The 21,482-nt window shown below is 61.3% G+C and carries 21 protein-coding genes and 3 tRNA genes; 13 read left to right on the forward strand and 11 right to left on the reverse strand.

Annotation, left to right across the window (positions count from 1 at the left end; genetic code table 11):
* The first annotated feature begins 590 nt into the window (after positions 1-590).
* Positions 591-740, forward strand: a complete 150-nt coding sequence (locus tag P3T22_RS09690) for a hypothetical protein (RefSeq protein WP_028200145.1) — start codon at positions 591-593, stop codon at positions 738-740.
* Between the two features lie 290 nt (positions 741-1,030).
* Complete coding sequence (locus P3T22_RS09695) at positions 1,031-1,627, forward strand: chorismate mutase (protein WP_063496975.1); 597 nt, start codon at positions 1,031-1,033, stop codon at positions 1,625-1,627.
* Between the two features lie 113 nt (positions 1,628-1,740).
* Here P3T22_RS09695 and P3T22_RS09700 read toward each other — a convergent pair whose 3' ends face one another.
* Complete coding sequence (locus P3T22_RS09700; protein WP_063496976.1) at positions 1,741-2,895, reverse strand: exonuclease domain-containing protein; 1,155 nt, start codon at positions 2,893-2,895, stop codon at positions 1,741-1,743.
* A 354-nt stretch (positions 2,896-3,249) separates the two neighbouring features.
* Positions 3,250-3,453, reverse strand: coding sequence for a cold-shock protein (locus P3T22_RS09705; RefSeq protein ID WP_063496977.1), 204 nt, complete (start codon positions 3,451-3,453; stop codon positions 3,250-3,252).
* A gap of 438 nt (positions 3,454-3,891) precedes the next feature.
* On the opposite strand from P3T22_RS09705, the gene P3T22_RS09710 reads away from it, so the two are divergent.
* Together P3T22_RS09710 and P3T22_RS09715 are read left to right on the forward strand one after the other, a co-directional pair.
* Positions 3,892-4,140 (forward strand): hypothetical protein, encoded by a 249-nt coding sequence (locus P3T22_RS09710; protein ID WP_429324842.1) that lies wholly within the window; start codon positions 3,892-3,894, stop codon positions 4,138-4,140.
* 530 nt (positions 4,141-4,670) lie between these two features.
* Entirely contained in the window at positions 4,671-5,801 is a 1,131-nt protein-coding gene (locus P3T22_RS09715; protein ID WP_063496979.1) for a porin, read from the forward strand.
* A 288-nt stretch (positions 5,802-6,089) separates the two neighbouring features.
* Here P3T22_RS09715 and greB read toward each other — a convergent pair whose 3' ends face one another.
* Positions 6,090-6,659: a transcription elongation factor GreB gene (gene greB / locus P3T22_RS09720; RefSeq protein ID WP_063496980.1), complete on the reverse strand. Its 570-nt coding sequence runs from the start codon at positions 6,657-6,659 to the stop codon at positions 6,090-6,092.
* Between the two features lie 120 nt (positions 6,660-6,779).
* On the opposite strand from greB, the gene P3T22_RS09725 reads away from it, so the two are divergent.
* Positions 6,780-6,856 (forward strand) — tRNA-Arg (locus tag P3T22_RS09725).
* A gap of 86 nt (positions 6,857-6,942) precedes the next feature.
* Positions 6,943-7,019: transfer RNA gene (locus tag P3T22_RS09730), tRNA-Arg, on the forward strand.
* 111 nt (positions 7,020-7,130) lie between these two features.
* On the opposite strand, the gene P3T22_RS09735 is transcribed toward P3T22_RS09730, so the two are convergent.
* From P3T22_RS09735 to P3T22_RS09755, 5 genes are all read right to left on the reverse strand, one after another.
* Positions 7,131-7,619: a phage protein NinX family protein gene (locus tag P3T22_RS09735; protein WP_429324843.1), complete on the reverse strand. Its 489-nt coding sequence runs from the start codon at positions 7,617-7,619 to the stop codon at positions 7,131-7,133.
* A gap of 134 nt (positions 7,620-7,753) precedes the next feature.
* Positions 7,754-10,111: a RelA/SpoT family protein gene (locus P3T22_RS09740; RefSeq protein WP_063496982.1), complete on the reverse strand. Its 2,358-nt coding sequence runs from the start codon at positions 10,109-10,111 to the stop codon at positions 7,754-7,756.
* A gap of 132 nt (positions 10,112-10,243) precedes the next feature.
* The gene (gene rpoZ, locus P3T22_RS09745; protein WP_006025620.1) at positions 10,244-10,447 is read right to left on the reverse strand and encodes a DNA-directed RNA polymerase subunit omega; all 204 of its coding nucleotides are present in this window, start codon (positions 10,445-10,447) and stop codon (positions 10,244-10,246) included.
* A gap of 141 nt (positions 10,448-10,588) precedes the next feature.
* Complete coding sequence (gmk, locus tag P3T22_RS09750) at positions 10,589-11,269, reverse strand: guanylate kinase (RefSeq protein WP_063496983.1); 681 nt, start codon at positions 11,267-11,269, stop codon at positions 10,589-10,591.
* 18 nt (positions 11,270-11,287) lie between these two features.
* Entirely contained in the window at positions 11,288-12,211 is a 924-nt protein-coding gene (locus P3T22_RS09755) for a YicC/YloC family endoribonuclease (RefSeq protein ID WP_429324844.1), read from the reverse strand.
* A 268-nt stretch (positions 12,212-12,479) separates the two neighbouring features.
* Between P3T22_RS09755 and rph the strand changes: the two genes are divergently transcribed.
* From rph to P3T22_RS09775, 4 genes are all read left to right on the forward strand, one after another.
* A complete protein-coding gene (gene rph / locus P3T22_RS09760; RefSeq protein ID WP_063496985.1) occupies positions 12,480-13,220 on the forward strand; it encodes a ribonuclease PH in 741 nt (246 codons plus the stop codon).
* A complete protein-coding gene (gene rdgB / locus P3T22_RS09765; protein WP_063496986.1) occupies positions 13,213-13,860 on the forward strand; it encodes an RdgB/HAM1 family non-canonical purine NTP pyrophosphatase in 648 nt (215 codons plus the stop codon). Before rph ends, rdgB begins: the two co-directional genes overlap by 8 nt.
* The gene (hemW, locus tag P3T22_RS09770) at positions 13,857-15,086 is read left to right on the forward strand and encodes a radical SAM family heme chaperone HemW (RefSeq protein WP_429324845.1); all 1,230 of its coding nucleotides are present in this window, start codon (positions 13,857-13,859) and stop codon (positions 15,084-15,086) included. Before rdgB ends, hemW begins: the two co-directional genes overlap by 4 nt.
* A gap of 55 nt (positions 15,087-15,141) precedes the next feature.
* Positions 15,142-15,231 (forward strand) — tRNA-Ser (locus P3T22_RS09775).
* 94 nt (positions 15,232-15,325) lie between these two features.
* On the opposite strand, the gene P3T22_RS09780 is transcribed toward P3T22_RS09775, so the two are convergent.
* A complete protein-coding gene (locus tag P3T22_RS09780; protein ID WP_063498054.1) occupies positions 15,326-15,556 on the reverse strand; it encodes a hypothetical protein in 231 nt (76 codons plus the stop codon).
* Positions 15,557-15,745: 189 nt separating this feature from the next.
* On the reverse strand, positions 15,746-16,966 hold the full coding sequence (locus P3T22_RS09785; RefSeq protein WP_429324846.1) for a Bcr/CflA family multidrug efflux MFS transporter: 1,221 nt from the start codon (positions 16,964-16,966) through the stop codon (positions 15,746-15,748).
* Positions 16,967-17,237: 271 nt separating this feature from the next.
* Between P3T22_RS09785 and hemL the strand changes: the two genes are divergently transcribed.
* The 3 genes from hemL to P3T22_RS09800 all read left to right on the forward strand — a co-directional run bounded on the left by hemL (position 17,238) and on the right by P3T22_RS09800 (position 20,413).
* A complete protein-coding gene (gene hemL, locus P3T22_RS09790; RefSeq protein WP_063497050.1) occupies positions 17,238-18,521 on the forward strand; it encodes a glutamate-1-semialdehyde 2,1-aminomutase in 1,284 nt (427 codons plus the stop codon).
* Positions 18,522-18,592: 71 nt separating this feature from the next.
* A complete protein-coding gene (ribD, locus tag P3T22_RS09795; protein ID WP_063497051.1) occupies positions 18,593-19,762 on the forward strand; it encodes a bifunctional diaminohydroxyphosphoribosylaminopyrimidine deaminase/5-amino-6-(5-phosphoribosylamino)uracil reductase RibD in 1,170 nt (389 codons plus the stop codon).
* Between the two features lie 15 nt (positions 19,763-19,777).
* A complete protein-coding gene (locus P3T22_RS09800; protein ID WP_063497052.1) occupies positions 19,778-20,413 on the forward strand; it encodes a riboflavin synthase in 636 nt (211 codons plus the stop codon).
* Between the two features lie 119 nt (positions 20,414-20,532).
* On the opposite strand, the gene P3T22_RS09805 is transcribed toward P3T22_RS09800, so the two are convergent.
* Positions 20,533-21,357, reverse strand: a complete 825-nt coding sequence (locus tag P3T22_RS09805; protein ID WP_063497053.1) for a MetQ/NlpA family ABC transporter substrate-binding protein — start codon at positions 21,355-21,357, stop codon at positions 20,533-20,535.
* Positions 21,358-21,482: the final 125 nt, after the last annotated feature.

The raw sequence follows: 21,482 nt of genomic DNA on the forward strand, positions 1-21,482 counted from the left end.
GGGGATTCACGGACAGGTCAAAGTCGCCGAAAAATCCGCGGCCTAATCCGCACCCGGGAAAATTCCGGCGCGGAACGCCTAAAAAACATCCGCCGCACGCGCCGCGCTTCGCCCAGAACGCGGCGCCTTTTTATTTGCGAAAAATAACCTGAAAAGTATTCCCGCTCGTCAACGAAGTCGCGCAATCGTTCGTTTACAAGCGAATGGGGGGCTGAATGAACGCACTGAACCAATTGTTAATTAACGAACGTTCGGCTTAACGCAGAGAAACTCCTTCCAATGCGGCAGTGCACAAAAATCGCGGTGATTTGTTCATATCAACACATTTGAACAGGCAGTGCTGTGACGCAGCAGAGATAATGCGCGGCAGGCGTGCGGGGCAAGGCGGGAAGGGAACGACGGAGATATCGGACTGTTTTGATTGGCAATGGCAAATTCAGCTATGCGCACTGAACCGATAAATTCTATTCAAACATTCCGCTTCCATGTTGACCTGTACCGTTAAAGCAACACACAACATGTGATCCGCATCAGACACTGGTGCAAAATGGGGACCGAGGCAGATAATCGGTTTGTAAAGGAGAAAGATCATGGATGCCAAACCACCGAAGATTCCGACCCCGGATAAAGTTTTTAGCCCGGATCCGGAACCCGCTGGCGTCGAGTTTCTGGGTGCCGAACTGCCTGAGCACGTTCGCGCATTTTTCGACGAACAACGCAAGTCGTGCGACTCGAAGTAATTGGGCAGTGGTGCGATGCAGCATTAGCGTCCGCGCGGCCGGCGCGCGGCGAAGATTTGCACGCGCCCCTACGATTGTCTTTTGCCGCTCTCGCGGCGCGGGTTACGCCTGCCTGATTGCGGCGCCTGGCTCTTGCGGCCCGGCGCACAGATAGCTAGCGCACGCCCCTGATGGGCGTCTTTAAATGCCCCGGTCGTTTGTTTTTAGATCGATCGGCGTGTCCGCTTGATCCGCGCATCGTCTATTCTTCTGGTTTTTCTTCTGCGGCCGATCGGCCACCCCCGCCCTCCATGAATCGCTCGTATCGCTTTGGAGCGTCATGCGCGCTCGCGTTGCTCACCGCGCTTGCGCTCGCACCCGCTCCCGCCCTTGCGGACGGGGACGACACCGCGCTGACCAATCTGATCGCGCTGGTTTCGCAGCGCCTTGCGCTCGCGGAACCCGTTGCGCGCTGGAAGTGGGCGAACCACCAGGCAATTACGGATACACCTCGCGAGAACGCGTTGCTCGCCGATGTCGAAAAGCGCGCCGTCGCCGCGAACGTCGATCCGGCGTTTGCGCGCACCTTCTTCCGGGATCAGATAGACGCCAGCAAGGACGTGCAAAACGCGCTGTTTGCCAACTGGCGCAGCACGCGCCCGCCTGAAGGTCCCGCGCCCGACCTGGCCACCAGCACGAGGCCGCAGTTGGACCGGCTGACGCAGTCACTCGTGGCCGGGCTCGCGCGCGTGCAACCGCTACGCGCGGCGCAGGACTGTCCGTCGCGCGTGGCGCAATCGCTTGCTAACTGGAAATCGCTAACGCGCTACGACTCGACGCGCTCAAGCGCGTTGACACGCGCTCTCGGCCACGTGTGCGAAGCGGGTGGAGTCGGTGCGACGGGCTAATCGGTCCGTGCGGTCTACGCGGTCGAGCCGGGGCTTGGAATCGCCATTGGCCCGGCGCTGTCAGGCGTGGATTAAACCCGCCCTGAGCAACGAGGTGCTGCGCGAAACCCGGGTTAAGCCAGACTCGGGACCGCCGTGCCGCTCGAGATGCTCAACGGCATCACACGCAGGCCGCGCGAAAGATGGCTCTGCAGAAGACGATAGGTCGACAGCTCGAACGGGCCGGCTGCGCTCGACGCATGCAGCGCCGCCGCCTGCGCGAGCGAGGGCGCATGTCCGAGGTAACGCCACCGGTCGACAACATGAAATGCGCGGGCGTGCGACGTTTCTTCCCGCTCCTCGAATACGACCGGACCTTCGAACGGCCAGGGCGCATCCACCGGATCGCTCTTCGTGACACGCGGCACCCGGTTATGGCCAGGGCGCAGCGTCGCGATCAACTGCGCCTCCGCGAGCATGGCACCCAGCTCGCCGCCAGTCGCGCGCCACTCGACACGCCGTACTTGCTGCGCGAGCCGCATATCCTTCGACGAACGCCGCTCACCGGTCAAATGCGAACGCAGCCGCTGACGTACACGTACGCTTCGCCCGACATACAGCGGCAGATCGCCTTCTCCATAGAACGCATACACACCGCATCCGGCCGGCGCAGTATCGAGCAGGTCTTCAGTGATGTCGCCGGCAAGCCGGTAGCGTCGGGTGGTGCGTTCGATCTGCGCCTGCAAAACGTCCAGCGGCACAAGACCGCTATGCAGGCGCTGCCAGAACTGCCAGATCAGATCGGCATCGGCTAGCGCGCGGTGACGATCGGACGGGACGAGACCATGACGCTCCACCAACGCGTCGAGTCCATGGCGCTTTTCCGCCGGAAACAAGGCGCGTGAGAGGCGCACGGTGCACAGCACATCCGGATCGAACGCAAGCCCGGCCCGGCGAAACTCCCCGCGCAGAAAGCCGCGATCGAAACTGGCGTTGTGCGCCACGAACAGTTTGCCGTTCAGGCGCTCGAACAATTCTGGCGCGATAGCATCGAACGTCGGCGCGCCCCGCACCATCGCGTTTGTAATGCCGGTGAGCTGTTGAATGAATGAAGGAATCGGTTGCTGAGGGTCGACCAGGCTGCTCCAACGCGACACGCCGGCCGGTCCTATTTCAACCACCCCGACTTCGGTGATGCGATGCTCGCTAGTCGAGCCACCGGTGGTTTCAAGGTCGACGAAGACAATCGGCACATCCAGGGCCGGCTCTGGTAGAAACTGTTCAGACATGGAAGGGGATACTTTGGACGCGTGGCTTTGCGGCAAGTATGCACTAGTTAGCCGCCTCGCACCCAGCCGGCATTGCTTTGCCGTTGGCGCCGTGCGGTGCAAACACTGCATTTCTGCACGATCTGCTTGCCGCCCATAAAGCTGGGAATCAGTATATTCTCATGACGCCGGCTTGAAATTTAAGAAGCGCCATTCTAATTTACACGTCCCTCCCATATTTAACCAAAACCAGATAATCAATAATTTCCGTCACACCGGGAATAATGAGCGAGCATAAAAAAGCCTTTTTCATCTAGCGAAGGCTTTTGGCCAATCAGGTCGCCCGGCTGCACATGCGGGGCAGCGCAGTGCGACTTACAGCGGCTGGATGTTCGCCGCTTGCTTGCCCTTCGGGCCAGTCTTGATCTCGAAGGAAACACGCTGGTTTTCCTTCAGCGACTTGAAACCCTCGGAGCGGATCTCCGAAAAGTACGCGAACAGGTCTTCTCCACCCGAATCCGATGTAATGAAGCCAAAGCCCTTGGCATCGTCGAACCATCTGACGATACCCATTTCCATATTCCCGTTTTCTTGATGATTTATAAAAACCGGGGTATTACCCTCAAGCTGCACTTCATGGCCAATTCATCTGCAATCGGGCTTTGCCAAAGTCCCAGCACTATCAAGTTGGTGATTGAAAATCAGTTTTGCCGTATACGGGGAACGAATAATCAACGTCGAGCGAATATTTCATATGCGTTTAGCACACAGCACGACAACTCAATGCCTGACGAATCGGAAATCACAACATCATATTCAGCGAAACCGGGCAATCCTTCACGTCAACATTACTCGCTCAATGCCACATACATCCGATATCGAGAAGAACTTCAGCACGTGGGCGAGAATATGTAACAAGACATGTTTTTGGTAAGTGTTTGTCCGAGTTGTTGCGCCGCACTCATGGCAGCATGATGGAAATCAGTAGCGAGAAGTAATGCGCGTCAGGAGATCGCCATGCTGTTCAATGAATTCCGCCGCCTCGTCAACTGGCTTAGCCAATCGCATACAAAGACGGTTCCCGCTCGATCCGGTCCGACCGCCGCGGCACCTGCGGCCTTCGAATTTGATCCTGTGTGGCATGGGGACCACTGGCAAAACCTGCTGTCGTCCCCGATGGACGCGCGCCGCTATGTCATGGAAGACTGGAGCATCCCGGCGCCAAACGACTGGAGCGAAGTTGACAACGCTGCGCCAGCGCACTGACTGACGGCCGCGAATCCGCAACCGGAAGGCAAAAAAAAGCGCGACTGGGAAGTCGCGCCGACAAAGGTTTGGAGATCTTTTTCGTCAACGAAAAAGTCTGCTTCGGAAAGCAGAGATTTCAGTATAGCGGCTTAGACGATATCGATTGTGCACATAATCGACAACCATCCGTTGCTGATGTGACAACAATCTTTTTATACGATTTATCGCGTTGTTTTTTTGCATCGGTTACTGTAGCAAATGAGCAACGTGATTCGATTGACTCGCGTACCACTCGCCCTCAATAACCCTGTGAGCCTTTATCAGCAAGGCTTAAGCGGCATTTCCCCATCGTTTCTAATTCAGTAATACTTTATTGCGAAAATCGGAACGTCTGCCTGGCGCAGCGTCTATCTACACTCTGCCTAACCGGAAACCGGCGCGCTTGGCGTACAGCGCGCTTCTCACGCGGATTTCGCCTCTCGCAGCGCCCGCGTGAAGGTCTCCTTAAGCCTGGGTTGAAAACCCACTCTCGCTCTCGGAGTTACAAAATGAAAAAAACTCTCATGGTCGCGGCCCTCACGGGCGTTTTTGCAACGGCAGCACATGCCCAGAGCAGCGTCACGCTGTATGGCTTGATCGACGCCGGCATCACCTATACCAATAACCAGCACGGCCACAGCAACTGGCAAGAAACGAGCGGCTCGGTGAACGGCAGCCGTTGGGGCCTGCGCGGCGCTGAAGATCTGGGCGGCGGTCTCAAGGCCATCTTCACGTTGGAAAATGGCTTCAGCATCGCCAACGGCACGCTGGGCCAAAAGGGCCGTGAGTTCGGCCGTCAGGCATTCGTGGGTCTGGCAAGCGACCAGTTCGGCGCTGTGACCCTCGGCCGTCAATATGACAGCATGGTGGACTTCGTTGGCCCGTTGTCCCTGACGGGCACGCAATATGGCGGCACGCAGTTCGCCCACCCGTTCGATAACGACAACCTGAACAACTCGTTCCGCGTCAACAACTCGATCAAGTACACCAGCGCGAACTACGGCGGCTTCAAGGGCGGCGCGATGTACGGTTTCTCGAACGACGCTGGCAGCTTTGCGAACAACCGCGCATACAGCGTTGGTGGATCGTATAACTGGGGCGGCCTGAACGTCGGAGCAGCGTTTATGCAGCTGAACGGCAGCGGCACGGCGAACATCAACGGCGCAGTGTCGGACGACTTCACGTTCGGAGCAAAGCGTCAGCAAACCTGGGGGGTGGGCGCAAACTACTCGTTCGGCCCGGCAACGGCTGGCCTCCTGTACACGCAAACCAACCTGACCGGCCTGACCAGCATCAGCACAGCTGCGGCGGGTACTCCGGCTGCCGTCTCCCTGCCGAGCAACAGCGCTCACTTCCAGAACTTCGAAGTGAACGGCCGCTATGCCTTCACGCCGGCACTGAGCCTGGCGGGTTCGTACACCTACACGCGCGCAAGCCTCGATGGCGTGCGTCCGAACTACAACCAGTTCAACCTGCAAACGGACTACTCGCTGTCGAAGCGCACGGACGTGTACCTGCAGGGTGTGTATCAACGCGTAAACGAAGGTTCGGGCCTGGTTGCGAACATCAATGGCCTGGGCGCGGCGTCGTCGACGAACAGCCAGGTCGCTGTGACCGCAGGTCTGCGTCACCGCTTCTAAAGCAGCAGCTCGCAACATCCGCAGCATCCAAGGCGCCGTTCGCGGCGCCTTTTTTATTCCGCTCAGTAAATACACCTTGCAGAGGGGAACGAGACGGACCGACTGTCAGACGCCGAATGGGAGCGAATCGAACACCTATTTCCGAACACAAGCGCCAAAAAGATCACCGGCCGACCGGTCAACTTCGTCCGTCCGTCCGTCCGTCCGTCTCGTCCGTCTCGTCCGTCTCGTCCGTCTCGTCCGTCTCGTCCGTCTCGTCCGTCTCGTCCGTCTCGCTGGCGCATTGGCCTAGCCGTCGGTATCGGGCGGCGGATACTTGACGTCCAGTATGTCGATCGGCTGCGGGCCAGCCGGCGTGTACAAAGTCACCGTATCGCCGATTTTCGCCTTGAGCAGCGCCCGCGCGATCGGCGAAATCCAGCTCACGTGGCCGACATCCAGATCGACCTCATCGACGCCGACAATCGTCAGGGTATGCGCCTCGCCGTCTTCCGTTGCATATTCGACGGTCGCGCCGAAGAAAACCTGATCGACGTTTTCCTGTTTGCTGCTGTCGACCACTTCGGCGATGTCGAGGCGCTTGGTCAGAAAGCGGATCCGCCGGTCGATTTCTCGCAGACGGCGTTTGCCATAGATGTAATCGCCGTTTTCCGAGCGATCGCCGTTCGAGGCCGCCCACGACACCAGCCTGACCACCTCCGGCCGCTCGATATCGATCAGATGCAGCAGTTCATCGCGCATTCGCCGGTAACCGGCGGGCGTAATGTAGTTTTTCGTACCCGGCGGGATTTCGGGCTGGGCGACGTCGAGGTCGTCGTCATTCTCTTCACTCGACTCTTTGACAAAGGCCTTGTTCATGATGGTCCGTTAACTGCAGCAAGCGACTTCCTATCAAGGGTACACGATCAGGGCAATGAGACAAATCGCAGTTACACGCTTCCTTTTTTCAAAACCTTTGCTATAATCTCGTTTCTGCGTGCGGCTGTAGCTCAGTTGGATAGAGTACTTGGCTACGAACCAAGGGGTCGTGGGTTCGAATCCTGCCAGCCGCACCACTTATTCGAGGGCCTCCCTCCGGGGAGGCCCTATGTTTTACCTCGGTTTCATCGCAGTATCACTGCAAGCGTCACCTGTTTAGCGTGCGGCTGTAGCTCAGTTGGATAGAGTACTTGGCTACGAACCAAGGGGTCGTGGGTTCGAATCCTGCCAGCCGCACCACCTATGAAGGGCCTTCCGATCGGAAGGCCCTTTGTTTTTGCGCAGCCGTTTTGCTGTGCTTCAGCGTGTCCGCCCCCGCCAGGCTCGAATGCCGTGGCAGCGCCATCACACCTATCGCGGCTCCGACTGAATATCACCGATCTCCCCGTCTGGACTCGGCATACCCTCGAACGGAACGTCCGCCGATTCCTCGCCGATCGGCTCCGCAAGCTCGCCAGTGACAGCCTGCGGCTCGCGCAACACATCGCCCACGCTATCGCCGAAGCGACTTTCGACGAACGCCCGCAACAGTGCGACCCGCAACGAGTCCCCCCGCCCTTCCACGGTTCGATGACCGCCTTCAAATTCCGCGATGCAATGTGCCGCGCCATGATTGGCCCGCTCACGCACCTCCAGCCGCTGCGCGCGCTCCAGCACCGCGACTGCCGCTTCCCATGACGTGGAAGGCGTGAAACGCCCATCCCATGGACGGCCACGATCAATGCCGCGGATCGAGACGGTTTCACCGCCATCGGTAAAGTGGATTTCGCGCACGAAGTCGTGCAGGCTGCGGGCGACCCAATAGTCGAGCGCCATGCCGGTGAGGTCAGTGACGTTCATAAGCGCTCTCCCTGAAGTTCCGGTGAGACTCGCAGGCGGCGGGCGCGCTCAGTTTCGAACGAGGGCTGCCTGCCGCTCGAGGCGCGCCGACGTCGCCACACGCTTACGTCGAGCAGACTCAGCCAGACATCCGATCAGTAATCCGCCCGCTCGCGGTCGATCCGCATCCCGCCGTCGTGCCGGTGATGCCCTTCTTCGCTCGGCCGCTCGCGCGCAATGCGCATCACGTCCGGATTCGTACGCACGCGGCGCATGACGTTGGCGAGATGGACGCGATCGCTCACCTGGATCACGAAGCGCAGTACCGTGGATTCCTGCGACAGGTCTTCGTCCATCGCGATGTGGACGATGTTCGCATCCGCCGACGTGATGTCGGCAGCCACGCGGGCGAATACGCCCTTGGTGTTCTTGACCAACACCTTCACCGCGACGTCGAACAGACGCCCCGGCTGCGGCGCCCACGCAACATCGATCCAGCGGCCCGGATCGCGCCGGTGGATACGCTGTGCGACGCGGCAGTCCGTAGTGTGGATGGCCATGCCGAGGCCAATGCCGATGTAGCCCATGATGTCGTCGCCCGGGATCGGACGGCAGCAGGCGGACAACTGCACCGACATACCCTCGGTGCCGGTAATGACGACTGGCGGCGCGTGTGGCGCCGTGCCGTCGGAACGCGAGCCATCGTCGTCGGCGTCGCGGCCGCTCATCAACACTTCGATACGCTTGGCCATGACCGCGGCGACACGCCGGCCAAGACCGATATCCGCGAAGATCTCCTGACGGTTCTTGTTGCCCGTCCACTGCACGAGCTTTTCCCACGCTTCCGGCGTCACGTCCGAGAGTGCCAGCCCGTAGCCCTTCAGCGCCTGGTCGACGAGACGCTCGCCGAGCTGGACAGACTCGTTCAAACGCATCGTCTTCAAATAATGGCGGATCGCCGAACGCGCCTTGCCGGTGCGCACGAAACCGAGCCAGGCCGGATTCGGCTTCGAATACGGCGCCGTGATCACTTCGACAATGTCGCCGCTCTTCAGCTCGGTGCGCAACGGCAGCAGTTCGTTATTGATCTTGACTGCGACGCACTGGTTGCCCAGGTCGCTGTGGATCGAATACGCGAAGTCGAGCGCGGTGGCGCCGCGCGGCAGCGCCATGATCTTCGACTTCGGCGTGAACACGTAGACCGCATCCGGGAACAGATCGATCTTGACGTGCTCCAGGAATTCGCTCGAATCGCCCGCTTCGCTCTGAATGTCGAGCAGCGACTTGAGCCACTGGTGCGCGCGCTTCTGCACGTCGTTCAGATCCGCGCCGCCGTTCTTGTACAGCCAGTGCGCAGCAACGCCCGCTTCGGCGATCTCGTGCATCTTGCGCGTGCGCACCTGAAACTCGATCGGCGCGCCGAACGGGCCAACCAGCGTGGTGTGCAGCGACTGATAGCCGTTCACCTTCGGGATCGCGATGTAATCCTTGAACTTGCCCGGCACCGGCTTGTAGAGCGCATGCAGCGCGCCGATGCAGGTGTAGCACTCAAGCGCACTTTCGACCACCACACGGAAGCCATACACGTCGAGCACCTGCGAGAACGACAACTGCTTGTCGCGCATCTTCTTATAGATGCTGAAGATGGTTTTCTCGCGGCCAGTAACTTCGGCGTCGAGCTTCGCGTCGGCAATCGCGCGCTGCACCGACTCCAGAATCTTGCCGACCACTTCGCGCCGGTTGCCGCGCGCGGCCTTGACGGCTTTTTCGAGCGTGGCGTAACGATGCGGGTTGAAGTTCGCGAAGCTCAGGTCCTGCAGCTCGCGATAGGTATTGTTCAGGCCAAGCCGGTGCGCGATCGGCGCGTAGATATCCAGCGTCTCGCGCGCCACGCGGCGGCGCTTTTCATGCGGCACCGCACCCAGTGTGCGCATGTTGTGCAGCCGGTCGGCGAGCTTCACCAGAATCACGCGGACGTCGCGCGCCATCGCGAGCAGCATCTTGCGGAAGTTTTCCGCCTGCGCCTCTTCGCGATTGCGAAACTCCATCTTGTCCAGTTTCGACAACCCATCGACCAGTTCCGCGACCTTTGCGCCGAATCGCTCGGCGAGTTCGGCCTTGGTCACGCCCTGGTCTTCCATCACGTCATGCAGCAGCGCCGCCATGATCGACTGGGCGTCGAGATTCCAGCCGGCGCAGATTTCCGCGACGGCGACAGGATGGGTGATGTAGGGCTCGCCGCTCTGGCGATACTGGCCGAGATGGGCTTCGTCGCTGAAGTGGAATGCCGCCTTGACGTCCTTGATCTCTTCCGGCTGCAAATAGCCGGACAGAACGGCTGTCAGCTTGGCGATCGAAACGACGTCATGCCGGCGCGGTTGCTCCGGCGTGGCGGTCGGCCCGAACAGATGGCGAAACGACTGTTCGAGGACCGCGTCGATGTACTTCCGTGCAGACGAGGGCGAGTCGGCGTCGTGTTCCACTTCCGTAGCGGTGGGCGGGGTAGCACTCATTTTCGCCTCCGCAGCGGTTAGGGTTGGACGCCGGCCTGTACGTTGATGCAATTACGTGTGGCAACCAGGTGTGGCAAACGCGTGTGGCAAACAGGTTTGGCAAACGCGCAATCGAAAACGGAACAGTGCGCCTTAAACCGGCACCTTCTTCAGCATTTCGACGCCAACCTGGCCAGCTGCGATTTCGCGCAGTGCGACGACGGTGGGCTTGTCGCGGCTTTCGATCTTCGGCGTGTGGCCTTGAGCGAGCTGACGCGCACGATAGGTTGCGGCAAGCGCGAGTTCGAAACGGTTCGGGATCTGTTTAAGGCAGTCTTCGACGGTAATGCGGGCCATGTTGGGTTCCTTCTTGCAAGAAAACGCTGGGCCGCCCCAAGTTTTCTTGTCCCCCTCGGGGGGCCTGGCGCGAAGCGACAGGTCTGGGGGCGTTAATTGATGTTGCTTATTCTACCTTATGTGCTCGACACACCGCCGCGCTCACGCGTGTGGCAGGTGGATACCGAGCTGCACGAAAAGCTGCGTGTGGCGCGCGTATTGCGAGGCAAAGCGCGAACGCGTCGCGGCCACGAGGCACCGCAGTTCGCCAAGCGCGCGATCGAAGCTGTCGTTGATCACGACATACTCTGCTTCGGCCGCGTGCGCCATCTCGCTGCCGGCTGCGAGCAGACGGCGCGTAATCACGTTCGGTTCGTCCTGGCCGCGCTTTTTCAAACGCTCTTCGAGCGCATCCAGGGACGGCGGCAAGATGAAGATTTCGACGGCGTTGTGAAACTGTTTCTTCACCTGTTGCGCGCCTTGCCAGTCGATTTCGAGCAGCACGTCGTGCCCGCTTTTCATCTGCTCTTCGATCCACACGCGCGAGGTTGCGTAGTAGTTGCCGTGCACTTCCGCGCTTTCCAGAAACTCGCCAGTCGCGTGACGCGCCAGGAAGTCGTCGACCGTCGTGAAGTGATAGTGCTCGCCGTCCTGCTCTTTCGGACGCGGAGGGCGCGTCGTGTATGAAATCGATAGACGAATCGCGTCGTCGCCGGCGAGCAGCGCGTTCACGAGCGTCGACTTGCCCGCGCCCGAAGGCGCGACCACCATGAACAGGTTGCCGGGATAAGCACCGGCGTAAGGGTTGCGCGGTGCGCTGGTTTCGCGTGTGTGGTCGGTCATGTTCTCGGGGCTCCTGCCTTACTCCAGATTCTGTACTTGCTCGCGCATCTGTTCGATGAGCAGCTTCAGGGTCATCGACGAATCCGCCAGTTCCTTCGCGGCCGCCTTCGAGCCGAGCGTGTTCGCTTCGCGATTCAGCTCCTGCATCATGAAGTCGAGGCGCTTGCCGACCTTGCCGCCCTTCTCGATCACATGACGCGTTTCGTTCAGGTGAGCCGTGAGGCGCGACAGTTCCTCGGCGATGTCGATGCGGATGCCGTACATCGTCACTTCCTGGCGAATCCGTTCGTTGATTTCTTCACGCGAGACCGTCGTCGTCGCCGTATCGGGCGCGGCAACGCCGAGCGCTTCCTGCAGACGCTCGACGATCTTCTGCTGATGTTTGGCGATCAGTTCCGGCACGAGCGGCGTGATCTTCGTGACGATCGCTTCCATCTCTGTAACGTTGGCGAGCAGCATCGTCGCCAGTTGCGCGCCTTCGCGGGCACGCACGTCGATCAGATCGATAATTGCCTGCTTGCCGCATGCGAGCACCGCATCGCGCAACACTTCCGGCGCCACGCCGGTTTCGGCCAGCACGCCCGGCCAGCGCAGGATTTCTCCGGTGCGCAGGCGCCCTGCTTCCGGGAACGTCGACAGCACGGTGCGCTCGAGCAGCGCCAGTTGCGTCAGCGCATCGCGATTGACCGAACCTGCATTGGCCGACTGTTCGCTGCGTTGCAGGTTGATACGAATATCGACCTTGCCGCGCGAGAGCTTGTTCATCAGCATTTCGCGCAGCGTCGGTTCGCAGGCGCGCACGTCTTCCGGCATGCGAAAGTTCAGATCGAGAAAGCGCGAGTTCACCGTGCGCAGTTCGACCGATACGCTCACGCCGCCTGTGCCCGAGGCCGGGACGAGTTCGCGCGTGGCGCTCGCATAGCCAGTCATGCTGTAGATCATCGTATTTCTCGCGATTGTGGCCATGTGTTTGACGATGGCCGGAGAGTCGAATCGCCCGGCGTGTACGAGACGCAGGGCGGAGAATCCGCATTATCCCATTTTTACCGGCGAGGCCCTTCACACGAGGGCCGCCGCGCACGCGGCGCTACCTCGCGCAGAGCCCCGGCACATGCGGGTAGCCGTCCGACGGACAGGCCGCCCCGCGCCCAACGCGATCGGCGGTAAAATTGCGCTTTCCCTCCTGCTTTTCTTCCAGACCGAAACCAACATGACCAACAACACCCAACGCCCCAGCGGCCGCCAGGCCAATCAGCTGCGCGACGTGCGCATCACGCGCCACTACACGAAGCATGCGGAGGGCTCAGTGCTGGTCGAATTCGGCGACACCAAGGTGATCTGCACGGCGAGCATCGCCGAAAGCGTGCCGTCGTTCCTGCGCGACCGTGGCCAGGGTTGGCTGACCGCCGAATACGGCATGCTGCCGCGCGCCACGCATACCCGCAGCGACCGTGAAGCCGCGCGCGGCAAGCAAACCGGCCGCACGCAGGAAATCCAGCGGCTGATCGGCCGCGCACTGCGCTCGGTATTCGATCTCGAGAAGCTCGGCGCGCGCACGCTGCATATCGATTGCGACGTGATCCAGGCCGACGGCGGCACGCGCACGGCCAGCATCACCGGCGCGTTCGTGGCGGCGCATGATGCCGTGGCGAAGCTGCTGGCTACGGGCCGCATCGAAAGCTCGCCGATCACCAATTACGTCGCGGCGATTTCGGTCGGCGTGTACGACGGTTTGCCGGTACTGGATCTCGACTACGACGAAGATTCGCAATGCGACACCGACATGAACGTGGTGATGACGGGCGCGGGCGGCTTCGTCGAAATTCAGGGCACGGCCGAAGGCGTGCCTTTCTCGCGCGACGAAATGAATTCGCTGCTCGATCTGGCGAGCGACGGCATCAACACGCTGATCGCGAAGCAGAAAGCAGCGTTGGAGCAAAAGAGTGAGTGAGGTTCATCAAGACAACGGCGCTGTTGCGTCTGACTCGCCGTTAAAGAAAGTCGTGCTGGCGTCGAACAACGCGGGCAAGCTGCGCGAGTTCGCGGCGCTGCTCGGCGCGGCCGGCATCGACCTGATTCCACAAGGCGCGCTGAACGTGCCGGAAGCGGAAGAACCGCATCCGACTTTCGTCGAAAACGCGCTGACCAAGGCACGTCACGCGGCAAAGCTCACCGGCCTGCCCGCGCTCGCCGACGATTCCGGCTTGTGCGTGCGTGCACTGCGCGGTGCGCCCGGTGTTTATTCGGCCCGCTACGCGCAGCTCGCCGGCGGCGAAAAGAGCGACGCGGCGAACAATGCGCAGCTCGTTTCAGCCTTGCAAGGTGAGACTGATCGTCGCGCGTATTACTACTGCGTGCTGGCGCTCGTGCGTCATGCGGACGATCCCGAACCGCTGATCGCCGAAGGCCGCTGGCATGGCGAAATGCTGGATGCGCCGCGCGGCAGGCATGGGTTCGGCTACGACCCGTACTTCTTCCTGCCGTCGCTGAATGCGAGCGCTGCGGAACTCGAGCCGGCGGTGAAGAACGCCAGCAGCCATCGCGCGATGGCATTGCGCCAACTGCTCGCACGTTTGACGGAGGAAGCGTGATTCCGATCAAACCGGCGCCTGCCGATATCGGCAACGGCGTCATCAAGGCATTCACGTCGCCGGGCAGCATTCGGCTGACCTCGCTGCCGCCATTGGCGCTGTATGTGCACTTTCCGTGGTGCGTGCGCAAGTGCCCGTACTGCGATTTCAACTCGCATGAGTGGAAAGGCGACACGTTCCCTGAGACCGAGTATCTCGATGCGCTGCGCGCCGATCTCGAGATGGCGCTGCCGCTCGTGTGGGGGCGCCAGGTGCATACGGTGTTCATCGGCGGCGGCACACCCAGCTTGCTGTCGGCGGCCGGGCTCGACCGCATGCTGTCCGACGTGCGCGCGCTGCTGCCGCTCGACGCCGATGCGGAAATCACGCTCGAAGCCAACCCCGGTACGTTCGAAGCCGCCAAGTTCGCGCAGTTTCGCGCGAGCGGCGTGAATCGTCTGTCGGTGGGCATCCAGAGTTTCAATGAAGCGCATCTGAAGGCGCTCGGCCGGATTCACGACTCGGCGCAAGCACGCCATGCGGTCGAAGTGGCCGCGAATACCTTCGACAACTTCAACCTCGATCTGATGTTCGCGCTGCCGCAGCAGACGCTCGCGGAATGTCAGGCTGACGTGGAGACGGCGTTGTCGTTCGCGCCGCCGCATTTGTCCCTGTATCACCTCACGCTCGAACCGAACACGCTGTTTGCGAAATTCCCGCCAGCCCTGCCCGACGACGATGCATCCGCCGACATGCAGGACTGGATTCACGAGCGCACGACGGCCGCCGGTTATGAACGCTACGAGGTGTCCGCGTATGCGCAGCCGCATCGGCAGAGCAAGCACAATCTGAACTACTGGCGCTTCGGCGACTATCTCGGCATCGGCGCGGGCGCGCATACCAAGCTGTCATTTCCGAATCGCGTCCTGCGTCAGGCGCGCTATAAGCACCCGGCTACCTTCATCGAGCAGGCAAAGGCCGGCACGGCCGTGCAGGAAGAGCATGAGGTCGGGCCACGCGATCTGCCATTCGAATTCATGCTGAACGCGCTGCGGCTGGTGGAAGGGTTTCCAGTGCATCGTTTCATCGAGCGCACGGGGATGTCGATGACCTCGATCGAACCCGCTTTGCAGGAGGCAGAACGGCGCAAGCTGATTACACGCGACCACGAAAAGATCGCGCCGACACCGCTTGGCCAGGCCTTCCTGAACGATCTGCAGGGGCTGTTTCTGAAAGATCCGCAGTAATTGCCGATCCGCCGAGCGCCGCAACGAGGATTTTTCAGGTTACAATTTAGGGCTTGGAGGTGTGGCCGAGCGGTTTAAGGCACCGGTCTTGAAAACCGGCGAAGGAGTGATCCTTCCGTGAGTTCGAATCTCACCGCCTCCGCCACAAGATCAATGAAAAACGGGCCTCTCGGCCCGTTTTTCATTTCCGCCTTCGGTTGTTGCGAGTGCTCCTGCCTGCGTGCCACTGACCGCGTGCGTCACACGCTAAGCGCATCCAGCTTCTCACGCGCATCGGCGCAACGCCGATTCAGATCGCGATGCATCAACTGACTGTCGAGCAGCGCCGATACATCAGACAAACCGTAATCAAAACGCAAGACATATTCGATGTCTGTGTAATCGTGATAGGCGCCGCTGTCTGCCAGCTTCTGCGCTTCGGCAAAGGCAGCCTGTTGCCGCTCGCCATTCATCAAATCTCTGATCGCCATGATTGCCGCTCCGAGGAACAGTGACGCCATCATAGCAATGCAAATTGAACCGCACGGTCGCGCGCGCGCAACACCTGGTGTTTTCCGTAGACGCGTTGCTTAGCGCAGGATGGAGAAGCAGGCTTGCCGCGTGTTTCGGCTAAGGAACCATGATCCGCGTTCAGCGAAGCCTCCCAGCCCGTGATGCCATCAAACGGCAGCGACCGGCGCCTTCATGCCGTGCCATTTGACGACCAGAATCCGGCCGACGTAACACAGCACGCCCGCAACGCCCACGACGATGCCCATGCCCTTGGGGGAGCCATCCGGCCAGAGTCCGACAGCAAGGCTCGCCAACGCGCCAAGCGCCAACTGCACGGCGCCGAACACGGCGGCCGCGGCGCCGGCATTCACCGGATACCGATGCATCAGATCGGTCGTGCAGTTAGCGGACAACAGCCCGACGACGCCGACCACGAAGAACAACCCGAAGACGATCGACCATAGTCCGCCCCACCCCGTCAGCGAGACGAGACAGACGAACAGGGACGCGATGCAACTCACGGTCGCGGCGAAAGAGATGATCGGCAGCGAACCGAGTTGGCCGACGAGCCGCGTATTCATAAAGTTGCCGAACATGATGCCGACGATATTCAGCGCGAACAGAAATCCGTAATGCTGCGCCGACACATGGAAATATTCGATATACACGAACGGCGTCGCGGTGATATACGCGAACATCGACGCGAACGCCATGCCGCCACACAGCATGTGCCCCCACGCGACCGGATCGCGCAGTAACTTGCCATAGGCGCCGAACGATTTCAGCAGCGCCGAATGCGCCCGCTTTTCGGGCGGCCACGTTTCCGGCACCTTGAGGAACGCGGTCACCGCACACACCGTACCGAATAGCGTCAGCACGATAAAAACGACACGCCAGCCGCCGAGCAACAGCAACTGCCCGCCGATCAGCGGCGCGAGCAGCGGGCCGATCGACGTGACGATGGCGAGCATCGACAGCACGCGCGCGGCATCGGTCGGCCCGTGCGCGTCGCGGGCGATCGCGCGCGCCAGCACCGAGGCCGCACCCGCGCCGAGCGCCTGCACGAAGCGGAATGTCACCAGCGACCCGATCGAAAACGACAACGCGCAGGCCACGCTTGCCAGCGCATACATGATGATGCCGCCGAGCAACACAGGCCGGCGGCCATAGGTGTCCGACAGCGGACCATAGAGCAGCATGCCGATCGAAAAACCGAACATGAAGCTGGTCAGCGTGGTTTGCGCGGCGCCGGTGCTGATGGCGAATGCCTGCGCGATGGTCGGCAGGCTCGGCAGATACATGTCGATGGAAATCGGCCCGCATGCGGCAAGCGCACCGAGCAACAGAATCAGCCGGCCATCGGGCCGGCTTCTGGTGACGTGGGACATGGGAATCCAGATGAAGCGCCGCGCCGTCATCGGCAGCGAAACGCGGTGAAACGGGGGAAACCGCAACTTGACGACCCCAATTGTACGCGACGGCTAGACCATCCACCCCGCCCGGTCCTGGCTGGGCGGGTCGACCACGCGCCGCGGCATGGGCAAACCCAAAACCTCTTCACGCTGACTCCGGTACAATTTCCCCACCAACCCCCAGCGCCGCGCGGAGCGCAGAAAGCAGCACCCGCGCCGCTGCGCAACCCAAATTCCAGCCATCACCATGTCCAGAAACCAGACCCTCTTCGACCGTGCGCAGCGCACCATCCCCGGCGGCGTGAACTCGCCGGTCCGCGCGTTCCGCTCAGTAGGCGGCACGCCGCGCTTCATCGAGCGCGCGCAAGGCCCCTACTTCTGGGACGCGGACGGACAACGCTATACAGACTACATCGGCTCATGGGGCCCGATGATCCTCGGCCACATCCACCCGGAAGTACTGGAAGCGGTCCAGCGCGTGCTGACCAACGGTTTCTCCTTCGGCGCGCCGACGGAATCCGAAATCGAAATTGCCGAAGAAATCTGCAAGCTGGTGCCGTCGATCGAACAGGTCCGCATGGTCTCGAGCGGCACCGAAGCGACCATGAGCGCACTTCGCCTCGCGCGCGGCTTCACGAACCGCAGCCGCATCGTCAAGTTCGAAGGCTGCTATCACGGCCACGCGGACAGCCTGCTGGTCAAAGCCGGCTCGGGCCTGCTCACGTTCGGCAATCCGACTTCGGCGGGCGTGCCGGTCGATATCGCCAAGCACACCACGGTGCTCGAGTACAACAACGTCGCGGAACTCGAAGAAGCGTTCAAGGCGTTCGGCAACGAGATCGCCTCGGTGATCGTCGAGCCGGTGGCAGGCAACATGAACCTCGTGCGCGCCACGCCTGAATTCCTGCAAGCCTTGCGGCGCCTGTGCACCGAGTACGGCTCAGTACTGATTTTCGACGAAGTGATGTGCGGCTTCCGCGTCGCCCTGGGTGGTGCGCAAGAGGTCTACGGCATCACGCCGGATCTGACGTGTCTCGGCAAGGTGATCGGTGGCGGCATGCCGGCGGCAGCCTTCGGCGGCCGGCGCGACATCATGGCTCACCTCGCGCCGCTCGGCGGCGTCTATCAGGCGGGCACGTTGTCGGGCAATCCGATTGCGGTGGCCGCCGGCCTGAAGACGCTGCAGCTGATCCAGGCGCCCGGCTTCTACGACACGCTCGCCGCCCGCACCACGCGTCTTGCGCAAGGTCTCGCGAATGTCGCGCGCGAAGCGAAGGTGCCTTTTGCGGCCGATTCGCTCGGCGGCATGTTCGGCCTCTACTTCACTGAGTCGGTCCCGACCAGCTTCGCCGAAGTCACGAAGAGCGACGTGCCGCGCTTCAACGCGTTCTTCCACAAGATGCTCGACGCGGGCGTGTACTTCGCGCCCTCGGCGTATGAAGCGGGCTTCGTTTCGATCGTTCACGACGACGCAATCATCGACGCCACGATCGACGCAGCGCGCGACGCGTTCGCCTCGCTCGCGGCCTGAGGCGCGCGAGACACGAACCCGCCGGAACCCAAACTCAATATTGCCTAGCCACCGTACCCGACCGGACACCGATGTTTTCGCAAACCGACTTCGTCCATATGGAACGCGCGCTCACGCTGGCCAAGCGTGGCATGTATACGACCGACCCGAATCCGCGCGTCGGTTGCGTACTCGTCAAGAACGGCGAGGTGATCGGCGAAGGCTTCACGCAGCCGGCCGGCCAGGATCATGCCGAAGTTCGCGCGTTGAAGGACGCGCGTTCGCGCGGCCATGATCTGCGCGGCGCCACGGCCTACGTGACGCTCGAGCCGTGCAGCCATTTCGGCCGCACGCCGCCGTGCGCGAATGCGCTGATCGAAGCGCAGGTCGAGCGCGTGGTCGCGGCGATGGAAGACCCCAATCCGCAAGTCTCCGGGCGTGGTCTCGCGATGCTGCGCGATGCCGGCATTGAAGTGCGTTGCGGGCTGCTCGCCAACGAAGCGCATGAACTGAACATCGGCTTCGTGTCGCGCATGACGCGCGGCCGCCCGTGGGTCCGCATGAAAGTGGCCGCCTCGCTGGATGGCCGCACGGGCTTGCCGTCGGGCGTCAGTCAATGGATTACCGGCGAAGCGGCACGCGCCGATGGTCACGCATGGCGCGCCCGCGCGTCGGCAATCCTGACGGGCATCGGCACCGTCAGGGAAGACGATCCGCGCATGACCGTACGCGCTGTCGACACGCCGCGCCAGCCGCAACGCGTGTTGATCGACAGCCAGCTCGACGTGCCGCCCGAAGCCCAGATTCTGGCCGGCGCACCCACGCTGATTTTCTGCGGCAATCTCGATGAGCGTCATGCCGAGCGCGCCAGCACGCTGCGCGATCGCGGCGCGGAGATCGTGCAACTGGCGAACGCGGCGGGCAAGGTCGACCTGCCCGCCATGCTGAAAGTGCTTGGCGAGCGTAATGTGAACGAACTGCACGTCGAGGCGGGCTACAAGCTGAACGGCTCGCTGTTGCGCGAAGGCTGCGTCGACGAACTGCTGGTCTATCTCGCGCCCAGCCTGCTCGGCATGGACTCGATGAGCATGTTCAATCTGAACGCACCGGAAACGCTCGAAGGCCGCCTGCAGCTGAATTTCCATGCGGTCGACCGGATCGGCGACGATCTGCGGATTCTCGCGCGTTTTGTGCCGCGTTCCGCGCCGCATCCGGAACCCGAAGCCGGGACCGAGCCCGCACCACAACCAACTTCGAATTAATCAGGGATTAACACGATGTTTACAGGAATCGTCGCGGCAGTGGGCCGCATAGAATCAGTCAACCCGCTCGGCACGGATGGTGACGCAGGCGTACGCCTGAACGTCGAAGCCGGCGGCCTCGATCTCGAAGACGTCCAGCTCGGCGACAGCATCACGATCCAGGGCGCCTGCATGACGGTCGTGGCAAAAACTGCGCATTCGTTCGAAGTCGACGTGTCGCGCGAAAGCCTGAACTGCACCGCGGGCCTTGGCGAGACCGGCGAGGTCAATCTCGAGAAGGCGCTGCGCGCGCATGACCGGCTCGGCGGGCATATCGTCTCCGGCCACGTGGACGGCCTCGGCACGGTCACCTATTTTGCGCCGGTCGGCGAATCGCACGAACTGCGCGTGCTGGCGCCGCGCGAGATCGGCCGCTATCTCGCCTACAAAGGTTCTATCACTGTCAACGGCGTGAGCCTGACCGTCAACTCGGTTAAAGATCTCGACGATGGCTGTGAGTTTTCGATCAACCTGATTCCGCACACGGTCGAAGTGACCGCGCTCAAGCGCCTGCGCGAAGGCACGCAAGTGAATCTGGAAATCGATCTGATTGCGCGGTATGTGGAGCGGATGCTCAGCGCGCCTCAGGACGGCCATAACCCGTTGAAATAATTCGATTTTTAAAAAATCAGCGTCTACGGTCGTCTTGCTGAAACCAGCTAAATCTACGGCTTGGTGACGGTATACCGTCGTTTTCCGCACCAGGTATACCGTCACGCCGCCAGAGAGAGTCAGTGACTCGACTCATTCCACGCCGGCAGCGTCGCCCCGTGGTAGACGCTGAGAATTTCAGCGGCCACGTTCGGTTGCTGATAACTCTCGACAAGCGCGTGGACCCAAGGCGCGTTCGCGTCCTTCGCATTGACGGCGAGGAAGTTACGGTACGGATTGCCGCTCACCTGCTCCTGCGCGATCCGCTCCTGCGGGATCTTGATGCCTGCCTTGATCGCCCAGTCCGTATTGATCACGGCTGCATCCAGATCGCCGATCGCACGGCCGACAATACCCGCATCGAGTTCCTTGATATGGATGTGCTTCGGGTTGTTGGCAATATCACGCGCGGTCGGCAGCAAGCCGACATCCGCGCGCAACGTGATCAGATGCTGCGCCTGAAGCAGCAACAACGAGCGCCCTTCGTTGCTCGGGTCGTTCGGCACGCCGATGGTGGCGCCATCAGGAAGATCCGACACCGACTTGAACTTGCGCGAATACAAACCGATAGGCTGCACGTAGGTGTATCCGACCGGTACGATGGTGTAACCGCGCGCCTTGGCCTGCGCGTCGAGATACGGCTTGTGCTGGAACGAGTTGGCGTCGAGGTCGTGCTCCGAGAGCGCCTCGTTGGGTTGCGTGTAGTCGGAGAAGGTGGTGACCTTGATCGTGAGTCCCTGCTTGGCAGCGTTCGCGGCGACCACGCGCCAGACGTCCTCATCTTCGCCGGACATGATGCCGACGCGCAAAGTTTGCGGCGCGGCCAGCGCGAGCTGCGTGGTGGCGAGGCCCAAACCGAACAAGACGGTCGCCAGCGCAGTTTTAAGCATGTTTCGTTTATTCATGAGACGTAGTAGTCGTGTGGTTGATGATGGGGCGAATGCTAAGTAACGTGGAAGGTCGCTGACAAATATTTTTCCGTGCGTTGCTAAATCCCCTGAGGCATATATGAAAAGCTTCAGGCGCCACG

This window comes from Paraburkholderia sp. GAS348 (genome assembly GCF_050434205.1).
In the GTDB taxonomy this organism is placed as follows: domain Bacteria; phylum Pseudomonadota; class Gammaproteobacteria; order Burkholderiales; family Burkholderiaceae; genus Paraburkholderia.